Origin of the sequence: Giesbergeria sinuosa (assembly GCF_042652905.1) — a bacterium.
GTDB lineage: Bacteria > Pseudomonadota > Gammaproteobacteria > Burkholderiales > Burkholderiaceae_C > Simplicispira > Simplicispira sinuosa.
In genome coordinates, this window is the sequence record NZ_JBHSHJ010000002.1 from 127,500 (window position 1) to 147,306 (window position 19,807).

16 protein-coding genes and 7 tRNA genes are annotated in these 19,807 nt (G+C 56.3%); 13 read left to right on the forward strand and 10 right to left on the reverse strand.

Translation table 11 applies throughout. From position 1 onward, the window contains the following. Window positions 1-71: 71 nt before the first annotated feature. The 5 genes from ACFO6X_RS03245 to ACFO6X_RS03265 form a co-directional block, all read right to left on the reverse strand. Window positions 72-1,952 carry a GGDEF domain-containing protein gene (locus tag ACFO6X_RS03245; protein ID WP_382430019.1) on the reverse strand — a complete coding sequence of 627 codons (1,881 nt, stop codon included), beginning with the start codon at window positions 1,950-1,952 and terminating at the stop codon, window positions 72-74. Between the two features lie 92 nt (window positions 1,953-2,044). Further along, window positions 2,045-3,385 carry an argininosuccinate synthase gene (gene argG / locus ACFO6X_RS03250; protein ID WP_382430021.1) on the reverse strand — a complete coding sequence of 447 codons (1,341 nt, stop codon included), beginning with the start codon at window positions 3,383-3,385 and terminating at the stop codon, window positions 2,045-2,047. 28 nt (window positions 3,386-3,413) lie between these two features. Next, window positions 3,414-3,731, reverse strand: coding sequence for a pyrimidine/purine nucleoside phosphorylase (gene ppnP / locus ACFO6X_RS03255; protein WP_382430023.1), 318 nt, complete (start codon window positions 3,729-3,731; stop codon window positions 3,414-3,416). A 119-nt stretch (window positions 3,732-3,850) separates the two neighbouring features. Continuing rightward, entirely contained in the window at window positions 3,851-4,531 is a 681-nt protein-coding gene (locus ACFO6X_RS03260) for a glycine zipper 2TM domain-containing protein (RefSeq protein WP_382430025.1), read from the reverse strand. Between the two features lie 119 nt (window positions 4,532-4,650). After that, entirely contained in the window at window positions 4,651-5,022 is a 372-nt protein-coding gene (locus tag ACFO6X_RS03265; RefSeq protein ID WP_382430027.1) for an ArsC family reductase, read from the reverse strand. Between the two features lie 46 nt (window positions 5,023-5,068). Here ACFO6X_RS03265 and folC point away from each other — a divergent pair, with 46 nt between their 5' ends. From folC to ACFO6X_RS03325, 12 genes are all read left to right on the forward strand, one after another. After that, the gene (gene folC, locus ACFO6X_RS03270; protein WP_382430029.1) at window positions 5,069-6,394 is read left to right on the forward strand and encodes a bifunctional tetrahydrofolate synthase/dihydrofolate synthase; all 1,326 of its coding nucleotides are present in this window, start codon (window positions 5,069-5,071) and stop codon (window positions 6,392-6,394) included. Window positions 6,395-6,418: 24 nt separating this feature from the next. Continuing rightward, window positions 6,419-7,324, forward strand: coding sequence for an SPOR domain-containing protein (locus ACFO6X_RS03275; RefSeq protein WP_382430031.1), 906 nt, complete (start codon window positions 6,419-6,421; stop codon window positions 7,322-7,324). A 14-nt stretch (window positions 7,325-7,338) separates the two neighbouring features. Continuing rightward, window positions 7,339-7,827: a CvpA family protein gene (locus ACFO6X_RS03280; protein ID WP_382430033.1), complete on the forward strand. Its 489-nt coding sequence runs from the start codon at window positions 7,339-7,341 to the stop codon at window positions 7,825-7,827. Window positions 7,828-7,924: 97 nt separating this feature from the next. Further along, the gene (gene purF, locus ACFO6X_RS03285) at window positions 7,925-9,430 is read left to right on the forward strand and encodes an amidophosphoribosyltransferase (protein WP_382430035.1); all 1,506 of its coding nucleotides are present in this window, start codon (window positions 7,925-7,927) and stop codon (window positions 9,428-9,430) included. Window positions 9,431-9,466: 36 nt separating this feature from the next. After that, the gene (locus tag ACFO6X_RS03290) at window positions 9,467-10,678 is read left to right on the forward strand and encodes an O-succinylhomoserine sulfhydrylase (protein ID WP_382430037.1); all 1,212 of its coding nucleotides are present in this window, start codon (window positions 9,467-9,469) and stop codon (window positions 10,676-10,678) included. After that, window positions 10,675-12,102, forward strand: a complete 1,428-nt coding sequence (gene gltX, locus ACFO6X_RS03295) for a glutamate--tRNA ligase (RefSeq protein ID WP_382430039.1) — start codon at window positions 10,675-10,677, stop codon at window positions 12,100-12,102. The genes ACFO6X_RS03290 and gltX overlap by 4 nt, the downstream gene beginning before the upstream one ends. Before the next feature lie 68 nt (window positions 12,103-12,170). After that, window positions 12,171-12,246: transfer RNA gene (locus ACFO6X_RS03300), tRNA-Ala, on the forward strand. A 31-nt stretch (window positions 12,247-12,277) separates the two neighbouring features. Beyond that, window positions 12,278-12,353 (forward strand) — tRNA-Glu (locus ACFO6X_RS03305). 50 nt (window positions 12,354-12,403) lie between these two features. Continuing rightward, window positions 12,404-12,480, forward strand: a tRNA-Asp gene (locus ACFO6X_RS03310). 8 nt (window positions 12,481-12,488) lie between these two features. Beyond that, window positions 12,489-12,564: transfer RNA gene (locus ACFO6X_RS03315), tRNA-Ala, on the forward strand. 25 nt (window positions 12,565-12,589) lie between these two features. Further along, window positions 12,590-12,665 (forward strand) — tRNA-Glu (locus ACFO6X_RS03320). A gap of 49 nt (window positions 12,666-12,714) precedes the next feature. Beyond that, a tRNA-Asp gene (locus ACFO6X_RS03325) sits at window positions 12,715-12,791 on the forward strand. Window positions 12,792-12,913: 122 nt separating this feature from the next. Here the strand turns inward: ACFO6X_RS03325 and ACFO6X_RS03330 are convergent. The 4 genes from ACFO6X_RS03330 to ACFO6X_RS03345 all read right to left on the reverse strand — a co-directional run bounded on the left by ACFO6X_RS03330 (window position 12,914) and on the right by ACFO6X_RS03345 (window position 15,546). Beyond that, complete coding sequence (locus tag ACFO6X_RS03330; RefSeq protein WP_382430041.1) at window positions 12,914-13,675, reverse strand: 3-hydroxyacyl-CoA dehydrogenase; 762 nt, start codon at window positions 13,673-13,675, stop codon at window positions 12,914-12,916. A 324-nt stretch (window positions 13,676-13,999) separates the two neighbouring features. Further along, window positions 14,000-14,089, reverse strand: a tRNA-Ser gene (locus ACFO6X_RS03335). Between the two features lie 74 nt (window positions 14,090-14,163). Beyond that, on the reverse strand, window positions 14,164-15,078 hold the full coding sequence (locus ACFO6X_RS03340) for an SPFH domain-containing protein (protein ID WP_382430043.1): 915 nt from the start codon (window positions 15,076-15,078) through the stop codon (window positions 14,164-14,166). Between the two features lie 42 nt (window positions 15,079-15,120). After that, entirely contained in the window at window positions 15,121-15,546 is a 426-nt protein-coding gene (locus ACFO6X_RS03345; RefSeq protein WP_382430045.1) for an NfeD family protein, read from the reverse strand. Between the two features lie 159 nt (window positions 15,547-15,705). Here ACFO6X_RS03345 and ACFO6X_RS03350 point away from each other — a divergent pair, with 159 nt between their 5' ends. Then, complete coding sequence (locus ACFO6X_RS03350; protein ID WP_382430047.1) at window positions 15,706-17,991, forward strand: Orn/Lys/Arg family decarboxylase; 2,286 nt, start codon at window positions 15,706-15,708, stop codon at window positions 17,989-17,991. Between the two features lie 69 nt (window positions 17,992-18,060). On the opposite strand, the gene ACFO6X_RS03355 is transcribed toward ACFO6X_RS03350, so the two are convergent. Beyond that, on the reverse strand, window positions 18,061-19,758 hold the full coding sequence (locus tag ACFO6X_RS03355) for a M14 family metallopeptidase (RefSeq protein ID WP_382430049.1): 1,698 nt from the start codon (window positions 19,756-19,758) through the stop codon (window positions 18,061-18,063). Window positions 19,759-19,807 lie beyond the last annotated feature (49 nt).

Sequence of the window (19,807 nt, forward strand, 5' to 3'; positions counted from 1 at the left end):
TCAGTGTGGCCCAGCGCCTCTTTGGGCAAGGGGCGCCCTGCTGTCAAAAGCAGATCACGCCCCATGATTTCTTATCCAGCTTGCACCACTTGGTTGCGCCCCGCAGCTTTCGCCTGATAAAGAGCCGCATCCGCCTGTTGGAGCAAATCGCTAGGCTGGTCATTGGGGCGTGGTATGGTGGCTGCCATACCAATACTCACGGTGACGATGCCAAAAGGTGACAGCGGATGCGGCAATTGCAAAGCCCGTACCGCTTGGCACATGGATTGCACCAACGCTTGTGCCTCCTCTGGCGGTGTGTTGGTGATGATCAATACAAACTCCTCGCCACCATAACGGGCCACTACATCACCTGCCCGGTGGGCATGGGCCTGAATGCTGTGGGCTACACGCCGCAGACACTTATCACCGCCTTGATGACCATAATGGTCGTTGTATTTTTTAAACCAATCTACGTCCAACATCGCCAATATGACATAGCTGCCACTGCGAGTGGCATGTTGCCATTCTGCGTGCAGTGCCTCATCAAAGTGGCGCCGGTTGGCCAGTCCGGTCAGGCTGTCGGTCATGCTCAAAGCGGCAAGTTTTTGATTGGCTTCTTCCAAGGCCAACGTGCGTTGTTGCACTGTCGACTCCAAGCGTTCATGGGCCTCGTAAATACGTTCCGACATGCGTGTAAAGTCGCGAGACAACTCGCCAATTTCATCTCCCGATTGCACCGGAAGGTCGTATTTCCCCAGCTCGGCGGTCGCTCCTACCTCGCGGGTGGCCCGCATCAGCCGTTGTAGTGGGCGTGTGACTTGGTTTTGCAAGATGGAGCGCAGGAGAAACACTTCCACCAACAAAGTGACCAGCCCTAGGGTGGCCACCACGGCCAAATTCTGCAAAATGGCCGGTTGCATTAAGGCACGGGGGTAGTGGATGGTTAAGATCGTGGGGGTCTCTGGGATTCGGCCCACAGCCACGATTTCATCCGGGGTGTCCACCAACACTACCTTGCCCGGTTCCAGTTGGCCCCCAGTGTGCAATAAGGGACGATACATTCCAAGATGCAAGGACTCGATGGACGCTTTGCCCTCGGATTGCTGGATGGCCTCCATCTGCTGCGGATGGAACATCAATGTGCCTTCGGTATCGGCCAAAAACAAGGTACTGTAAGCCCCTTCAATCGACGGGCGTGCCAAACGCTCCATCAAGTCATCCAGCAAAATATCGACACAAGCCAGAATCCGGTGTTGGCCACCGGCCTCCACGGTATCGGGTGTCCCCATCGTCGTCATCCACGCATTGTTGGAGGAGTCAAAATACATCCGTGTCAAAAACGTCTCGGACTGGCCAGAGGCAAAACCACGGGAATAAAACTCGTAGGTTTCGAGTTTGAGCGCCTCTGGGCCACGATAGTGGAAGACTTTGGCAATATCGGCGGCTTGGTAGATCGGAAAGCCCTTTTCCGGCACTACGCCGTAAAAATTGAACAAGCGACCTTGGGTGGTAGAGCCGTATTTGTGCGAGAGCAGATAAGACAGAACAAAACGCGCCTTCACGTCATCTGAAGGTGCAATGTCTGGTGCATAGGTGGCCGACATGTTGGCAAAGCGCCTGCCATCGGCCAACGGCTGGCCTTCAAACAGGCCCGGACGTTGGGTATAAGAGCCGTCGTCGTGGCGATAAAAAATATCGTCGAAACTGCGCACCAGTGCTTGGCGTTGCAAGGGGTCGCGGTCTATGGCCCGGAATTCGGCCAGAAAGTTTTGCTGTAGTTCCCGAATCTCCCGAAAGGGCAGTGATTCGCGTTGGATGGTTTTTTCGGTAGACAGCAGCAGTTGTGCGCGCACGGCCTCTTCGATCAAGGAACGGTTGAGCACATAAGAGACCACGCTGGCGCAGACCACCACCATGCTGATGCGCAAGACAGCCAAACGCAGTGTTCGGCCCGCCAAAGAGTGTCTCAAGTCCATATCCGGTCGGGCAAATAGGGCAGTATGGCAAAAAAGCCACCGCAAGGGTGGCTGTTTCTGTCGCAATGGCAGGCCGGACGGGTGGCTTATTTGCTCTCGCTGCTGCCCAGTTGGGCCAACGCAGCATCGCCGCCCAAAGATAACAAACCCGATTGGGCATAAATGCCCAGCTTGCCGCGCGTATCCACAATGTCCAAGTTGCGCATGGTCAGTTGGCCGATACGGTCTAGCGGGCTAAACGGCGCATCTTCTACCTTTTCCATGCTCAGGCGCTCGGGGTGGTAGGTCAGGTTGGGCGATTCGGTGTTGAGAATCGAGTAATCATTGCCCCGGCGCAGTTCCAGCGTGACCGTGCCGGTGATGGCGCGGGCCACCCAGCGTTGTGCAGTTTCGCGCAGCATGATGGCTTGGGGGTCAAACCAGCGGCCTTGGTACAGCAGGCGGCCCAGTTTCAGGCCATTCATGCGGTATTGCTCGATGGTGTCTTCGTTGTGGATGCCGGTGACCAAACGCTCATAAGCAATGTGCAACAGCGCCAAACCGGGGGCTTCGTAGATGCCACGGCTCTTGGCCTCGATGATGCGGTTCTCGATTTGGTCGCTCATGCCTAAACCGTGGCGGCCACCGATGCGGTTGGCTTCCAAAATCAGCTCTACCGGGTCGTTGAACTCGACACCATTGAGCGCCACTGGTTGGCCTTCTTCAAAGCGTACCGACACTTCTTCGGCCTTGACCACCACATCGTCTTTCCAGAACGCCACGCCCATGATCGGGTTGACAATGCGGATGCCGCTGTTCAAAAACTCCAGGTCTTTGGCCTCGTGCGTAGCGCCGAGCATATTACTGTCGGTGCTGTAGGCTTTTTCGGCGCTCATCTTGTAGCCAAAGCCTTCTTTCTGCATAAAGGCCGACATTTCGGCCCGGCCACCCAGCTCGTCAATAAATAATTGATCCAGCCAAGGCTTGTAAATTTTCAACGCCGGATTGGTCAGCAAGCCGTAGCGGTAAAAACGCTCAATGTCGTTGCCCTTGAAGGTGGAGCCATCGCCCCAGATGTGGACATCATCTTCCTTCATGGCTGCCACCAACATGGTGCCCGTGACGGCGCGGCCCAGCGGGGTGGTGTTGAAGTAGGTGATACCAGCAGTGCTGATATGGAAAGCACCGGCTTGCAATGCGGCAATGCCTTCGTGTGCTAGTTGGGTGCGGCAGTCAATCAAGCGGGCTTTTTCTGCGCCATATTCCATCGCCTTGCGCGGAATGGCATCGTAATCGGGCTCGTCCGGCTGGCCCAGATTGGCGGTGTAAGCATAGGGCAGAGCGCCCTTGTTTTTCATCCAGCGCAGTGCAGCACTGGTGTCTAAACCGCCAGAAAAAGCAATACCGACCTTTTGGCCGATAGGAAGGTTTTGGAGAATGGTGGCCATAGGCTCAAATCCTGTCGATAAAAAGGGTTTAGCCGAAATGGCAGATGTAGTGATAAGCCTCAGTGACGCGAATCTCGAAGCTGGAATGGCCCGGCACGCTGAATTGCTGTCCGGCGGTGCTTTGTAGCCAAGTGTCGCTGCCTGCGAGTTTGTATTCGCAGCTGCCTGCCACACACTCCATGATTTCGGGGGCGCCCGTGTTGAAGGTCAAGGTCGAGGGCAGCACCACCCCGACCGATTTTTTTGTGCCATCGGCAAAAGTAATGCCGTGGCTAACGCACTTGCCGTCAAAGTAGACATTGGCTTGGGTGGAAACGGTAACGTTATCGATTTTTTCGGTAGTCATGCGCAGAGAGGATCAGAGGGTAAACCGGCAATTTTAGGCCGCTCACCCACGGCCCAAGATGCTGATGGGTAAAAAAGCCGCACGCCCGGACGGCTGCCTTGCGTGTAACAGCGTGGGGTTTAACGCCAGTCCTCGCGGTGGTGACGATAGTGGGGACGTGGCGGTGGTGGCGGCGGGTAATACTCACGCTGGCGGTTGTATTCAATCACGGTCACAGGGGGTTGGATAACCACGGACTCCAGCGGCATGGGCTCCTCTGGGTAGCTGCGGCTCACCACCCGACCGGGTTGGCTAGGACTGTCTGGCACAGTGGAGTACACCCGCCCGTGGCGCCGGTCGGCCACAGGTTGCACGCTGATCGGAATCCACCCCCCCGGATCGCGTTCGGTACGGGTGGTGTATTGGCGGCCCGCGTATTCATACACCACGGTGTAACCGACAGTGCGGTTTTCATAAAAAGTTTCTGTGCTGCATCGCTGCACGTCTTGGTATGCGGGGCGCCCTTGGCCCTCAATTTGATTGCCCAGCAAAGCGCCACCAATGACGCCAATCGCGGTGGCTGCTGCTCGTCCACTGCCACCGCCAATGGCATTACCAGCGGCACCTCCAGCAATGGCCCCCAACACAGCCCCACCACCACTGGTGCGTGGGCCGGTGTAAACCGTCTCGTCTTGGCACACCTGTTGCGGCACGGCCACTTGTTGCACGATGGGGGTAGATGAAATCACGCGCGCTTGCTCTTGCGCCAGTGCCAATCCAGCCATGCTGAACAGGCTTGCCAGCAGTACCAGTTGTTTCATGAAAATTCCTTTCAGTCCGTTCAGTCTTTTAACGTTCCAAGTACAAGAGTGGTTACTGTGCTTGGTGGTAAAACTGCGTAAAGAAACGCTGGCCTTGGGGCATTGGTGTCACTGCCCGGTCAGACCAGCCGTTGTTCCCATTGCTGGGGATCAAAACCCACCATGATTTCCGTGGTTTCGCCCTGTTGCCATTCAATCACTGGGCGTTTGATGGCGCTGCTGTGTTCCAACAGTAGTGTGCTTGCGCTGGCCGCGTCACCAACGGTGCTTTGGAGTGCAGGATCGAGTTTGCGCCAAGTGGTTCCTTGACGGTTGAGCAGGCGCTCCCAGCCTACGGCAGTCATCCATGCTGAGAGTCGCTCGGCGGGCACGCCCTGTTTCTTGAAATCATGAAACTGGTAGGCCAGACCTTGCATCGCCAGCCAAGCACGGGCCTTTTTGACCGTGTCGCAATGGGCAATGCCATAGAGAGTGATGTCGGTAGTACGCATGACCACATCATGCGCCACTGTAGCCTGGGCGACAATAGCGGTCTGTATGCACACCAAAATCCACACCCTTGAAGGCTGGCTGGCGCATTGCGAGCGCCTGCATCCGCAACATATCGATATGGGCCTGGAGCGCGTGCGGGAAGTCTCCCGCCGCATGGGCCTGCGTTTTGACTGTCCTGTCATCACCGTGGCCGGCACCAACGGCAAAGGCTCCACCTGCGCCATGATGGAAGCCGTTGCCTTGCAGGCAGGTTGGCGCACGGGGGTTTACACCTCGCCACACCTGGTGCATTTTGAGGAGCGTTGCCGTATCCACGGCGACATCGTGCAAGCGGCCGATTTGTTGCCACATTTTGAGGCCGTAGAAAACGCGCGCACGCAAAATGGCAACGAGGTCTCACTCAGCTATTTTGAGTTCACTACGTTGGCTATTTTGCGCTTGATGAGCCACTCATTGCTGGATATTGCCATTCTCGAGGTGGGGCTGGGTGGGCGCTTAGACGCTACCAATATCATCGATGCAGACTGCGCCATCATCACCAGCATCGACATTGATCACACCGAATACCTTGGCCCCGACCGCGAAACCATAGGCCGTGAAAAAGCGGGCATCATGCGTACTGGGCGGCCTGTGGTTGTGAGCGACCCTGTGCCACCGCAAAGCGTTATCGACCACGCCCGTGAAATCGGTGCTGACCTGTGGCGTTTTGGCCATGACTTCAACTATGCTGGCGACAAACAGCAATGGGCTTGGAGTGGGCGTGGGCGCCGTTATGCCGGATTGGCCTATCCGGCCCTGCGCGGGGCTAACCAGCTGGTGAATGCTTCGGGTGCCTTGGCCGCCCTAGAGGCGCTGCGCGACCGCATCCCCGTGACGGCACAGGCAGTGCGCAATGGCTTGTCAATGGTCGGACTGCCAGGGCGTTTTCAGATCGTGCCTGGACAGCCCACGCTGGTGCTGGATGTGGCACACAATCCGCATTCTGTAGCGGCACTCACAGCCAATTTGGATGCGATGGGTTATTTCCCCACTACCCATGCTGTTTTTGGTGCGATGGCTGACAAAGACCTCAATCCAATGTTGGCAAAAGTGGAGCCTCTGATTGACCGTTGGTATTTCACAGACCTGCCCACACCACGCGCCGACTCGGCTGCCAACCTGCAACAAAAGTGGAACGCCTTACAAATTGTGGCCGGTGGACGCCGTGAAGTGCCGACCAGCACCCATGCCAACCCACAGGTTGCACTGAAGGCAGCGGTCGCGGCAGCAGACCCCGCTGATAGAATCGTCGTCTTTGGCTCCTTCTATACGGTCGGTGCTGTTTTGCAAAATGGTACGCCCCGTTTGCAAGCCAAACATCTGGACACTTGATGTCCGCCCCGTGGTTGCTTACTCATGGCATTTTTCAAGTTTCGGTGGCCTACTTCATCTGCTGCCAGTGACACGGCAATGCGGCCCTCGCGCGCTCCCCGTGCCGAGAGCATTGATGTCATGCGTCGGCGTGCCCGACACCGCCTGATTGGTGCAGCCGTCTTGGTGCTGCTGGGCGTGATCGGCTTTCCCATGCTGTTTGACACGCAGCCACGGCCCATTCCTGTCGATATCCCCATCGAGGTGCCAGACCGCAATAAAGTGGCGCCTCTGGTGGTTCCTGCCGATGGCTCCTCTGAAGGCACTACTGTGGCGGCCAACGCGGCTGCTAGCTTAGGTGCGGGCGAACAGGTGTTGAGCGCCAATCCTATGGCGCCTGCACTACCCGGATTGCCCGGAATGGGTGTGCCCGCCAAATCGGCACTCAAACCAGAAACCAAGCCCGAGCCCAAGCCTGACCCCAAACCACCCAAGCCCGAGCCTAAACCCGAGTTGAAGCCCCCTAAACCTGAGCCAAAACCCGAGCCTAAGCCTGAGCCTAAACCACCCAAGCCCGAGCCAAAACCCGAAGCCAAACCAGAACCTAAGCCTGAACCCAAACCCGTACGGGTGGATGAGGCTGCGCGTGCCCGTGCTCTGTTGGAAGGGCGTGCTTTTGAGCCGTCGTCAGCATCTGCTGCCTCTGCACGTGCCGACGAAGGTAAGCGATTTACCATCCAGATCGGTGCTTTTGCCGACAGTGGAAAGGCTCTGGAAGTACGCCAGAAACTGGAAAGTGCTGGGCTCAAGGCTTACACCCAAGTGGTAGATACCAAAGATGGCAAGCGCACACGGGTGCGGGTTGGGCCTTTCACGGGGCGTGCCGATGCTGATAAGGCTGCAGGTCGTATCCGTGGCATGGGCCTGCCTGCTTCTGTTGGCGCCTCCTGACCCTCCATACTGTGATGGCCACACTGGATTGGTACGTATTGGCGGTGCTGCTAGGCTCTATGGCCTTGGGGGCTTGGCGTGGCTTGGTGTTTGAGGTGTTGTCATTGGCGGCTTGGGGGGCTGCGCTTGTGTTGGCACGCCTATTGGCTGCTGATGCTGCGTTGCATTTGCCACTGGGGCCATTGCAAGGCAGCCCCCGTTACGCCGCCAGTTTTGTGGTGGTGTTTGTTGGGGCCGCTTTTCTGTGCGGTTGGGTGGCCGCTTTAGGTCGCCAGTTGGTTCAAGCGGTAGGGTTGCGGCCCATGGACCGCTCTTTGGGGGCGTTGTTTGGTGCTGTACGGGCGGTGTTGCTATTGTTGGTGGGGACGCTGGTGATGGAGCTGTTCCAACTACAGCAGCAGCCTTGGTGGCAAGAGTCGTTCAGCACCCCGTGGCTGTCTATGGCCTTGCGGGCAGTGGCACCAGCACTGCCCATCGAATTGATCCAGAACATGTCCTGGTAAGGAATCAGGTCAAGAAATTCGTGGGGTGGTGGGGCCAATAGCCTGACCACATCCTGAAAGTATGCGGGACAACCCCGCCAAAAGATGAAAGTCAACTATGTGTGGAATCGTCGGCGTCATCAGCAACGCCCCAGTGAACCAATTGATCTATGACGCCCTGCTGCTGTTGCAGCACCGGGGGCAGGATGCAGCAGGTATCGTTACCCAGCAAGAACGCAAGTTCTTCATGCACAAGGCCAAGGGCATGGTCAAGGATGTGTTCCGCACCCGTAACATGCGTGCTTTGCCCGGCAATTGTGGCTTGGGCCAAGTGCGTTACCCCACCGCAGGCAACGCCTTTAGCGAGGAAGAAGCCCAGCCGTTCTACGTTAATGCCCCTTTTGGTATTGTGTTGGTTCACAACGGCAACCTGACCAATGCCCAGGCACTGCGTTCCGACTTGTTTAACACCGATCACCGCCACATCAACACCGAGAGCGACTCCGAGGTGCTGCTCAATGTGTTGGCCGATGAGGTGGACAAAGCCACACGCGGCAAGGCACTGGATGTGCAGGATGTATTTGCCGCTGTGGCAGCGGTGCATAAGCGCATCCGTGGCTCTTATGCAGTCATCGCCTTGATCGCTGGGCATGGTCTGCTGGCTTTCCGCGACCCCTACGGGATTCGTCCCTTGTGCATGGGCCGCAATACCGATGGCACCATCATGTTGGCTAGCGAGTCCGTGGTGCTTGAGGGCTCAGGCCATGTACTCGATCGCGATATTGCCCCCGGCGAAGCCGTGTTTATCGACTTGGCAGGCAACATCAGCAGCCAACAATGTGCCCAAGCCCCCCGTTTGCACCCCTGCATTTTTGAGTTTGTCTATCTGGCCCGACCTGATTCGGTACTCGACGGCATCTCGGTCTACCAAGCCCGCCTCAACTTGGGCGAAACCTTGGCCAAACGCGTGGTCTCTGCGGTGCCACCCAGCCAAATCGATGTGGTTATTCCCATCCCTGAATCCAGCCGCCCCAGTGCCATGCAGTTGGCACAGTTGCTGGGCTTGCCGTACCGCGAAGGCTTTGTCAAAAATCGCTATGTGGGCCGTACCTTCATCATGCCAGGCCAAGGCGTGCGCAAGAAATCAGTGCGACAAAAGCTCAATGTGATTGGCAGCGAGTTCAAGGGCCGCAATGTGCTGCTGGTCGATGACTCCATTGTGCGCGGCACCACCAGCCGCGAAATCGTGCAAATGGCGCGCGAAGCTGGGGCCAACAAGGTTTACATGGCCAGTGCTGCCCCGCCGGTGCGTTATCCCAACGTCTATGGCATCGATATGCCCACCAGCAGCGAACTGGTCGCTCACGACCGCACGATTGAGCAGGTGCGTGAACTCATCGGCTGCGATGCCCTGATTTACCAAGATGTCGATGCCATGAAGCAGGCCGTGGCCTGCCTGCGCGCTGATTTGGACGGTTTTGATGCCTCTTGCTTTGATGGTATTTATGTCACGGGTGACATCACCTTGGCCGATATTGAGCGCCTGAACGACGAGCGTCCCACCACCCAAGAAGATGACGAAGATACCTCGCGTCTGTCGCTGCCCAATGCGCGGCGCACCTAAATTGGCCGCTCCATTTGCTGTCTCAAGGCCCAGACCATGAATCCAGAACTACTGGCTAGCCTGCACCCCGACACCTTGGCCGTGCGCCAAGCGATGCCGCGCAGCGCCTACGGCGAACATTCCGAAGCCCTCTACCTCACCAGCAGCTTTGTGCAGCCCGATGCGGCCACCGCAGCGCGTCGCTTTGCAGGCGAAGAAGAAGGCTATACCTACTCACGCACCTCCAACCCCACTGTCAGCAGCTTCGAGCGCCGTCTGGCTGCTTTAGAAGGCACCGAAAGTGCCATCGGCACCGCCAGTGGCATGTCGGCCATTTTGCTGATGTGCATGGCACTGCTCAAGGCGGGTGACCACGTCATCTGCTCGCAATCCATGTTTGGCTCCACCATCAACCTGATTGGCAAAGAGCTAGCCCGGTTTGGCGTGCAATCGAGCTTCGTCGCCCAAACCGATGCCACCGCCTGGCAAGCGGCGCTGCGGCCCGAAACCCGGCTCATGTTTGCCGAAACCCCCACCAATCCTTTAACGGATTTGTGCGATATCCGGGCTTTGGCCGACATCGCCCATGCTGCCGGGGTGCTGCTGGCGGTGGACAACTGCTTTGCCTCGCCCGCTTTGCAGCAACCGGCCAAGTTGGGGGCTGATCTGGTCATCCATTCCGGCACTAAATTCTTAGATGGTCAAGGCCGCGTCATGGCCGGTGCCGTCTGTGGCCCCCGCGCCTTGATTGATGACAAACTAGCCCCCCTGATTCGCAGTGCGGGCATGAACCTGTCGCCCTTCAATGCTTGGGTAGTGCTCAAAGGCATGGAAACCCTGTCCTTGCGCGTCAAGGCACAAAGCGCCAATGCCTTGGCCTTGGCGCAGTGGTTAGAGCAGCAGCCGCAAGTCGCGCGGGTCTATTACCCCGGTTTGGCTTCGCATCCACAGCACGATTTAGCAATGCGCCAACAATCGGGCTTGGGCGGTGCCGTGTTGTCGTTCGATGTACGTGCTACCAGCCCCGAAGAGGGCCGCACTCGTGCCTTTCATGTGATTGACAGCACCCAAGTGTGCAGTATCACCGCCAATTTGGGCGATACCAAAACCACCATCACCCACCCGGCCAGCACCTCGCATGGCCGCCTGACGGAAGCCCAACGCCAAGCCGCAGGCTTAGGCCAAGGTTTGATTCGCGTGGCCGTGGGTTTAGAACATATTGACGACTTGAAAGCCGACCTTGCGCGCGGCCTGGACACCCTGCCATGACTGAACAGACCCCCTCCACCCCTGCCCGTCGGGTGCGTACCCGCTTTGCCCCCTCGCCCACCGGCTTTATCCATCTGGGCAATATCCGTTCGGCGCTCTACCCTTGGGCTTTTGCCCGCGCCACCGGCGGTGATTTCATTTTGCGCATTGAAGACACCGACCTAGAGCGTTCTACCCAAGCGGCGGTCGATGTCATTCTGGAAGGCATGGACTGGCTCGGCATGAACCCCGACGAAGGCCCGTTCTACCAAATGCAGCGCATGGCGCGCTACAAAGAAGTGCTGGCCCAATTGCAAGCCGCTGGCCATGTTTATCCCTGCTATATGAGCGTGGCCGAACTCGATGCCCTGCGCGAGCGCCAGATGGCCGCCAAAGAAAAGCCGCGTTACAACGGCACTTGGCGGCCCGAGTCGGGCAAAGTGCTGCCCCCCGTGCCTGAAGGTGTGCAACCGGTGTTGCGCTTCAAAAATCCGAAAGACGGCGTAGTGGCTTGGGATGACAAAGTCAAAGGCCGCATCGAAATCCGCAATGACGAGTTGGATGATTTGGTGATTGCCCGCCCCGATGGCACACCCACCTACAACTTCTGCGTCGTGGTCGATGACATCGATATGGCAATTACCCATGTGATTCGGGGCGATGACCATGTCAACAACACCCCGCGCCAAATCAACATCTTCCAAGCCTTAGGCCAAGAGCCGCCGGTCTATGCCCACTTGCCCACCGTGCTGAACGAGCAGGGCGAGAAGATGAGCAAGCGCAACGGGGCTAAACCCGTCACGCAATACCGTGACGAAGGCTACTTGCCCGACGCCATGATCAACTATCTAGCCCGTTTGGGTTGGAGCCACGGCGACGACGAAATTTTTAGCCGCCAGCAATTCCTAGAGTGGTTCGATTTAGACCACCTGGGCCGCAGTGCCGCTCAGTTTGACGAGGCCAAGCTGCGTTGGGTGAATGCCCAACACCTGAAAGCCATGAGCGATGAAGCCTTAGCCGCTTTGGTAGCGCCACAACTGCAAAAGCGCGGTATTGCTGCTGCCGACTTAGCCGATGGCCGTCTGCCACGCATCTGTGCTTTGTTCAAAGACCGCTGCGACACCACGGTGGCTCTGGCCGATTGGGCGTTTGTGTTTTATACCGACACCATTAGTCCTGATGCCCAAGAGCTGCAAAAACATCTCACAGTGGCGATTGAACCGGCGCTAGATGCGTTGGTAACAGCGTTTCAGTCCTGCGATTGGGAAAAATCGGTGATTGCAGGGGTCTTTAAGCAGGTACTGACTGAAAAAGGGCTTAAAATGCCGCACTTGGCCATGCCGGTGCGTGTGTTGACTGTGGGTACTGCCCACACACCATCTGTCGACGCAGTACTCGAATTGGTTGGAAAAGAAAAAGTTTTGGCAAGATTGCAAAGTCGCTAAAAATTGTTCTATAATTCAAGTCTCAGTTAAACGCAGTAAGCAAATAAAAAATGCTTGTTGCAGGTTGTGGGGGTATAGCTCAGCTGGGAGAGCGCTTGCATGGCATGCAAGAGGTCAGCAGTTCGATCCTGCTTATCTCCACCAAGTTTTTCTGATGGATTAGTTCCAAGGTTTTGACCCTATCGTCTAGAGGCCTAGGACATCACCCTTTCACGGTGAGTACCGGGGTTCGAATCCCCGTAGGGTCGCCAAGTTTTAGCACTTGGCTTGTAGCTCAGTTACAAGCAAACGCTAACTGCCAGGAGTGGTAGTTCAGTTGGTTAGAATACCGGCCTGTCACGCCGGGGGTCGCGGGTTCGAGTCCCGTCCACTCCGCCAGTATTTTTGGGGGTATAGCTCAGCTGGGAGAGCGCTTGCATGGCATGCAAGAGGTCAGCAGTTCGATCCTGCTTATCTCCACCAAGTTTTCGGATTAGTTCCAGGTTTTGACCCTATCGTCTAGAGGCCTAGGACATCACCCTTTCACGGTGAGTACCGGGGTTCGAATCCCCGTAGGGTCGCCAAGTTATAGCACTTGGCTTGTAGTAAAAATGCAAGTAAAGCTATCTACCAGGAGTGGTAGTTCAGTTGGTTAGAATACCGGCCTGTCACGCCGGGGGTCGCGGGTTCGAGCCCCGTCCACTCCGCCAAAATTAAAAGCCCTATCAGTTCGCTGGTAGGGCTTTTTGGTTTTTTCAGCTCTGTACCCCACACCATCCTCTGTATAGCAAGCGCACACAGAGGATGATAAAAGAGTCGTTTTGTGGTGGGCTCAACGGGGTGGCATACGAATCGCACCGTCCAAGCGGATCACTTCGCCGTTGAGCATGTCATTTTCCAGAATATGTTGTACCAACTTAGCGTAGTCCTGCGGCGTACCCAACCGGCTAGGAAAGGGGACGCCCGCAGCCAAGCTATCTTGTACCGCTTGGGGCATGCCAAAAATCATGGGAGTGCCAAAAATACCGGGGGCAATGGTCATGTTGCGAATACCATTGCGGGCCAAATCACGGGCAATAGGTAAGGTCATGCCCACAATACCGCCCTTAGAGGCGCTGTAAGCAGCTTGGCCCATTTGTCCATCATAGGCGGCAATGCTGGCGGTGGAGATCAATACGCCACGCTCACCCGTGCTGGCAGTAGGTTCGTTCTGGCACATAGCTTCAGCAGCCAAACGTAGCATGTTAAAGGTGCCAATCAGATTGATTTGGATGGTCTTGTTGAATCCTGCCAGACTGTGCGCGCCTTGTTTGCCCACCATTTTTTCTGCTGGTGCCACACCAGCACAATTGACCAGCCCCGACAAGCGCCCCAGTGCCACAGCTTGGGCCACTACAGCTTGTCCATCGGCTTCTTGGCTCACATCGCAGCGCATAAAAGTAGCACCAATCTCTTGGGCTAACAGTTCACCTTTATCGACCTGAACATCGGCAATTACCACCTTGCCGCCCTGCGCCGCTAGCATTCGGGCGGTACCTTCACCCAACCCTGAAGCTCCTCCGGTCACGATAAAGACATTGTTTTTGATTTCCATTGCTTGTCTCCTTGGTTTAACGTTGACGTAAACGTAAATTATGCCTTGCAGTTACGCAGGACGGGGCATCAGGTCGGTGAAGAACTGATGCGTGTCTGGCATGTGAGAGCCAAAGAGCTACTGGGTTGGAGGCGGTGGATGCTGGAGACGCACGCTTATTGGGTAGGGGTTGAAAAAATACCCCATCGTATGCAAAGCACCCAATCTCCCCAGCTTGATGGCTTGAATAGAATGCAAAAAGACAAAAAACCCCAGTAAGTCAATGACTTACTGGGGTAACTTTGTACTTTAGCGAACAGTGGCGAACCACTGAAAACTTATCTGTGGCGGAGAGGGCGGGATTCGAACCCGCGGTGGGGATTAGCCCACACACGCTTTCCAGGCGTGCGACTTAAACCGCTCATCCACCTCTCCGTGAGCCTCTCATTATAGCGATGAATTTCTACAATTCAGAAGCCATGAGAAATAAATATAAGTTCTGTGGTTTCTTAGGCAGAGCGTTCAACTTGCACCATCTTCATTGCCGAACCAATCAGTGCAGATACCTCAGTCATGTTGCTGGGCACAATCAAGGTGGTGGTGGCATCTTGTGCTACTTTGCCATAGGCCTCCACGGCCTTTTCGGCCACTTTGAGTTGTACGGCCTGCTCGCCACCGGGTTGACGAATGGCGGTTGCCACCCGTTCAATCGCTTGTGCTGAAGCTGACGCCAGTGTCATGATGGCGGTGGCTTCACCTTGGGCTTTGTTAATGACCGCTTGTTTGTCACCTTCTGAGCGGGCAATGGAGGCTTCTCGTTCGCCGGTGGCAATGTTGATCTGTTCTTGGCGTCGGCCTTCAGAGGCAGCGATCAAGGCCCGTTTTTCACGTTCTGCAGTGATTTGGGCCTGCATGGCGTGCAAAATTTCTTTGGGTGGTGTCAGGTCTTTGATTTCGTAGCGCAGCACTTTAACCCCCCAGTTGAGTGCAGCCTCGTCAATCGCTTGCACCACTTGGGCATTGATGATGTCGCGCTCTTCAAAGGTTTTGTCCAGCTCCAGCTTGCCAATCACGCTGCGCAGGCTGGTTTGCGCCAGTTGTGTGACGGCCATGATGTAGTTGGATGAGCCGTAGCTGGCACGCATTGGGTCGGTGACCTGAAAATACAGGATGCCATCCACCTGCAACTGCGTGTTGTCGCGGGTAATGCAGATTTGGCTGGGCACATCCAGCGGAATTTCCTTCAAGCTGTGTTTGTAGGCGACCTTCTCGACAAAAGGCATCAAAAAATTCAGCCCTGGAGTGAGGGTGCCAGCGTACTTGCCCAGCCGTTCTTTCACCCAAGCGTTTTGTTGTGGAACCACTTTCACTGCGTGTGCGGTAAAAATCACGGCAATGACAAACACGATGATGGCGATTTCCATGATAGGCCTTTCTGCGGAGATGGAAAAAAACAGGCACAAGCATTACACCGGATCCACCAACAGGCGGCTGCCCACCAGTTCTGCTACTCGGTGTGCGCCAGTGCGTGGCGTGGTGCCTGGGCGGTGAATGGCTGTCCATTGTGCGCCCCGATAACGCACCAGTGCGGTACCGTCTGCATTCCAGCCTTCAATATGTACCACTTCGCCAATGTCCAGATTGACGCTGCGATCTGAGCGGGGCGATGGATCACCCGGACGCCTGCGCCGGTACCATTGGCACAGCACCACGGCTCCGCCTCCTACTATTGCAGCCGACATGATCTGCACCGCTTGGCCAAGACCCCAATGGGCTGCCAATGCTCCAGCTGTTGCTCCCAACGCCAGCATCAGCAAATAAAAAGTGCCCGTTAGCAATTCGGCTATCACAATGGCACCAGCCAACAGCCACCAGAGTGTGGAATCATCCAAGGTCACAGGGTCCTCGCTTTCAGATCAATCGGCACTACGACATATTCTGGGACATTAACAGTCTGCGTCATGGCACGGACAAAGTTATTCCTTACACTTCGCGCCTATTTTCTTTTTTAGGGCACTGCGCCCTTGAACCCCTACCTACAGAGGTTGCGCATGAAATTTCGCTTTCCCATCATCATCATCGATGAAGACTACCGTTCGGAGAATACTTCGGGTTTGGGCATTCGTGCGCTGGCCCAAGCCATTGAGGCAGAGGGGTTTGATGTTGTGGGTGTGACCAGTTATGGTGATCTGAGTCAGTTTGCCCAGCAGCAGAGCCGTGCCAGTGCCTTCATTTTGTCGATTGACGATGAAGAGTTCACCTTGGGCTCGGGTTTAGACCCGATTGTGCTGAGCTTGCGGACTTTCATTGAGGAGGTGCGACGAAAAAATGCGGATGTGCCCATCTATGTGCATGGTGAGACCAAAACCAGCCGCCACTTGCCCAATGACATTTTGCGTGAGTTGCATGGCTTCATTCACATGTTTGAGGACACCCCTGAATTTGTGGCTAAGCACATTGTGCGTGAAGCCAAGAGCTATCTGGAGGGCATCCAGCCCCCATTCTTCAAGGCGTTGCTCGACTACGCCGAAGACGGCTCTTATTCTTGGCACTGTCCGGGTCACTCAGGGGGCGTTGCCTTTCTGAAAAGCCCGGTGGGCCAGATGTACCACCAGTTTTACGGTGAGAACATGCTGCGCGCCGATGTGTGTAATGCGGTTGAAGAGCTGGGTCAATTGCTCGATCACAATGGTGCGATTGGCGAGAGCGAGCGCAATGCTGCCCGTATTTTTAATGCCGACCATTGCTTTTTTGTGACCAATGGCACGTCCACGTCCAACAAGATTGTCTGGCACCACACGGTGGCCCCCGGCGATGTGGTGGTGGTCGATCGCAATTGCCACAAGTCGGTGTTGCACAGCATCATCATGACGGGGGCTATTCCGGTATTCTTGAAGCCCACACGCAACCACTTTGGCATCATTGGCCCAATTCCGCAAAGCGAATTCGAGCCAGAAACCATCCAGGAAAAAATCCGCGCCAATCCGTTGCTCAAAGGCGTGGATGCCAGCAAAGTCAAGCCACGGGTGCTGACGCTCACACAATCGACCTACGATGGTGTGCTCTACAACACTGAAACCATCAAGACGATGCTAGATGGCTATGTAGACAACCTGCACTTTGACGAAGCTTGGCTACCCCATGCGGCCTTCCACCCCTTCTATGGTACTTACCATGCGATGGGCAAGAAGCGCGCCCGGCCTCAACATTCGGTGGTCTATGCCACCCAGTCTATCCACAAACTGTTGGCTGGTATCAGTCAGGCCAGCCATGTGTTGGTGCAAGAGTCGCAATCCACGCCGCTGGATCGCCATTTGTTCAATGAAGCCTATCTGATGCACACCAGCACCAGCCCGCAGTACAGCATCATTGCCAGTTGCGATGTGGCAGCTGCCATGATGGAGCCGCCTGGCGGCACTGCCTTGGTGGAAGAGAGCATTCTGGAAGCCCTCGACTTCCGCCGGGCTATGCGCAAGGTAGAAGAGGAGTTTGGCAAGAACGACTGGTGGTTCAAGGTCTGGGGGCCAGAAAAGTTGGTGGATGAGGGCGTGGGCCGTGCCGAGAGCTGGATCATCCGCAACGATGGCAAAGGTAAAGGCAAGAAGAACGACAGCAAGTGGCACGGCTTTGGCCCGCTGGCCGATGGCTTCAATATGCTAGACCCGATCAAATCCACCATCGTGACTCCGGGCCTCAATTTGGATGGCGAGTTTGACAAGACGGGGATTCCGGCCTCTATCGTTACCAAATACTTGGCCGAACATGGCGTGGTGGTAGAAAAGACCGGCCTGTATTCGTTCTTTATCATGTTCACCATCGGTATCACCAAGGGCCGCTGGAACACGATGTTGACGGCCTTGCAGCAGTTCAAGGACGATTACGAAAAGAACCAGCCCATGTGGCGCATCTTGCCCGAGTTCTGCCAGCAGCACAAAGTGTATGAACGCATGGGTCTGCGTGATTTGTGCCAGCATGTTCATGAGATGTACGCCAAGTACGACATTGCCCGCTTGACTACCGAGATGTATCTCTCGGATCTCAAACCGGCCATGAAACCTTCGGATGCTTATGCCCACATTGCCCACCGCACCACTGAGCGTGTGGCGATTGATGACTTAGAGGGGCGCATCACGGTAGGCTTGGTCACACCTTATCCACCGGGCATTCCACTCTTGATTCCTGGTGAAGTGTTTAACAAGAAAATCGTGGACTACCTCAAGTTTGCCCGCGAGTTTGCCAAGATTTGTCCCGGTTTTGAGACCGACATTCATGGTCTGGTCGAGGTAGAAGGCAACGATGGGGTTGTGCGTTACTACGCTGATTGCGTGGCGCAATAGAGAGGGGTTGGTTGCCGGAGTGCCTGATGAACAGGCACTCCACAGCCAAGCACCGTTGGTGACTGGTGTTTATTCTGTTTCTTCAAATACCAGGGCAGGCCGGGACATGACTCGGGCCACTTCAGACAGCCCACCAATCAATTGGTGGGTGAAGTAACTGTGGCCTGTATCAGGCTCTAAAGCTGCCGTGACCAGATTGGCCAAGGGTTGACTCAATGAGACGTAATAGCTACCCACGGGCACGTCCAATGCACTGCGCACCAGCACCATTGGTGCTTGGTTGGTTTGCACCGAGGTATTGCCCGAGGCTGTGAAAGTCTCTGCTACCACGCCGCCAGGCTCGGCCACACGCAGCACCTGCACCCCCAGCAGACGTAAACGCTCCACAGCATCTGCGGCACCAGGGGCCAGCCAATAGCCACAAGGCCTTGTTCGCGTCTGTACGGTGCGTGGTTGTAGCGATGACTCCCAAGTGACACGCTGTGTGCGTATAGCCCCGGTGGCAGATTCTAGGAAGGTTACATCACGGCTTTCAGGCACCGTGGCGGTCTCTAGCACCAGTCGATCGCGGCAAGCCTGTGCCATGCTGTCGCGGACGACAAAAGAGCGCACCTGTTCTAAACTGGCCGCACGTTCTGCCGTGGTGCGCAAAGCACTGCTGATGGCTGTGACTTGGGCATGGACACGCCGCTGAAGGTGGGCTCGTCCTAAACCAATGCCACGCGTCACGACAACGGCACTGACCGCCTGTTTGAGTCCGTTGGCATTGCGGCTGGTGTCTGGCGTGGCAGCACCCATGACCAGTCGGGCCTGGCCTTGTTCACCCGAGGGCGTGTGATACCAGTCGCTGCGCAGAGCTTGTGCCTGTAGGGCACTGACCTGTGCTGTGTGATACCACTCACGGGACGCTTTAGATAAGAACTCAGGTGTGCCCGCTGCATTGGCATATTGCAACAGCACATCATTGTGTGCCAGTGCATTGAATTGCGACAAATAACGCCCTGCTGGGTTGTATTCATGGGCATCTAACACCAGGGTGGGGCGAAAGTCACGCACCAACAACGCCAATGCCCGCGCTTCGGGTGTTTGCAACAGCAGGTGATCGTGGTTCAAATCCACACCATTGGCCGTGTTTCTCTGACCAGATTGGGCTCCGTCGGGATTAGCACGCGGTACCAACACGACATTGATTTTGTCCAGCAATGGAGCCAGTTGTCCCGTGGACAACTCCTGTGCCAAAACCAGCAAGGCTTCGCTGCCCGCTGGCTCATCGCCATGTTGCTGTGCCAGTAGCAACACCGTAGGACGCTTACTGGCTATCAGACTGTCTGGGGCGGTGCTGGGTACTCTGGTCAGAAGCAGGGCATAGATGGGCTTGCCCTGCTGTGAGGTGCCAGGCGTTAACAAGACGGCCTGCGTCCCTCCTGGCAGGGGTGCCGTTGCCAATTGGTGCAACCATTGGGCCAGTTCGGGATTGCTGGTGAATGTTTGCCGTTGTGGCGCCAGTCCTGGCGTGAGGTAACTCTGGGCTGGCTCGGGAAAATGTACGGCCAGCGCAGGGGCTCCGAGGCCATTGGTTGCCATCGCCGCAGCAGGTGGCGTTGCCGATGGGGGCAAGGCCGCTGCCACCGTGGCTGCCCCCGAAGGGGGCGGCAATTTGGCTGGGGACGCCTTGAAAGGGTTAGACCATGGTGGCAATGGGGTCGTAGTGGCACAGCCCGCCAACAGGGTTGCCAGCCACAGGGCTTGTGCTCGCAGTAGGATCATGGTGTGTACAAAGTGGAGCCAGAAAGGGCCTTGTGATATTACTACCGCT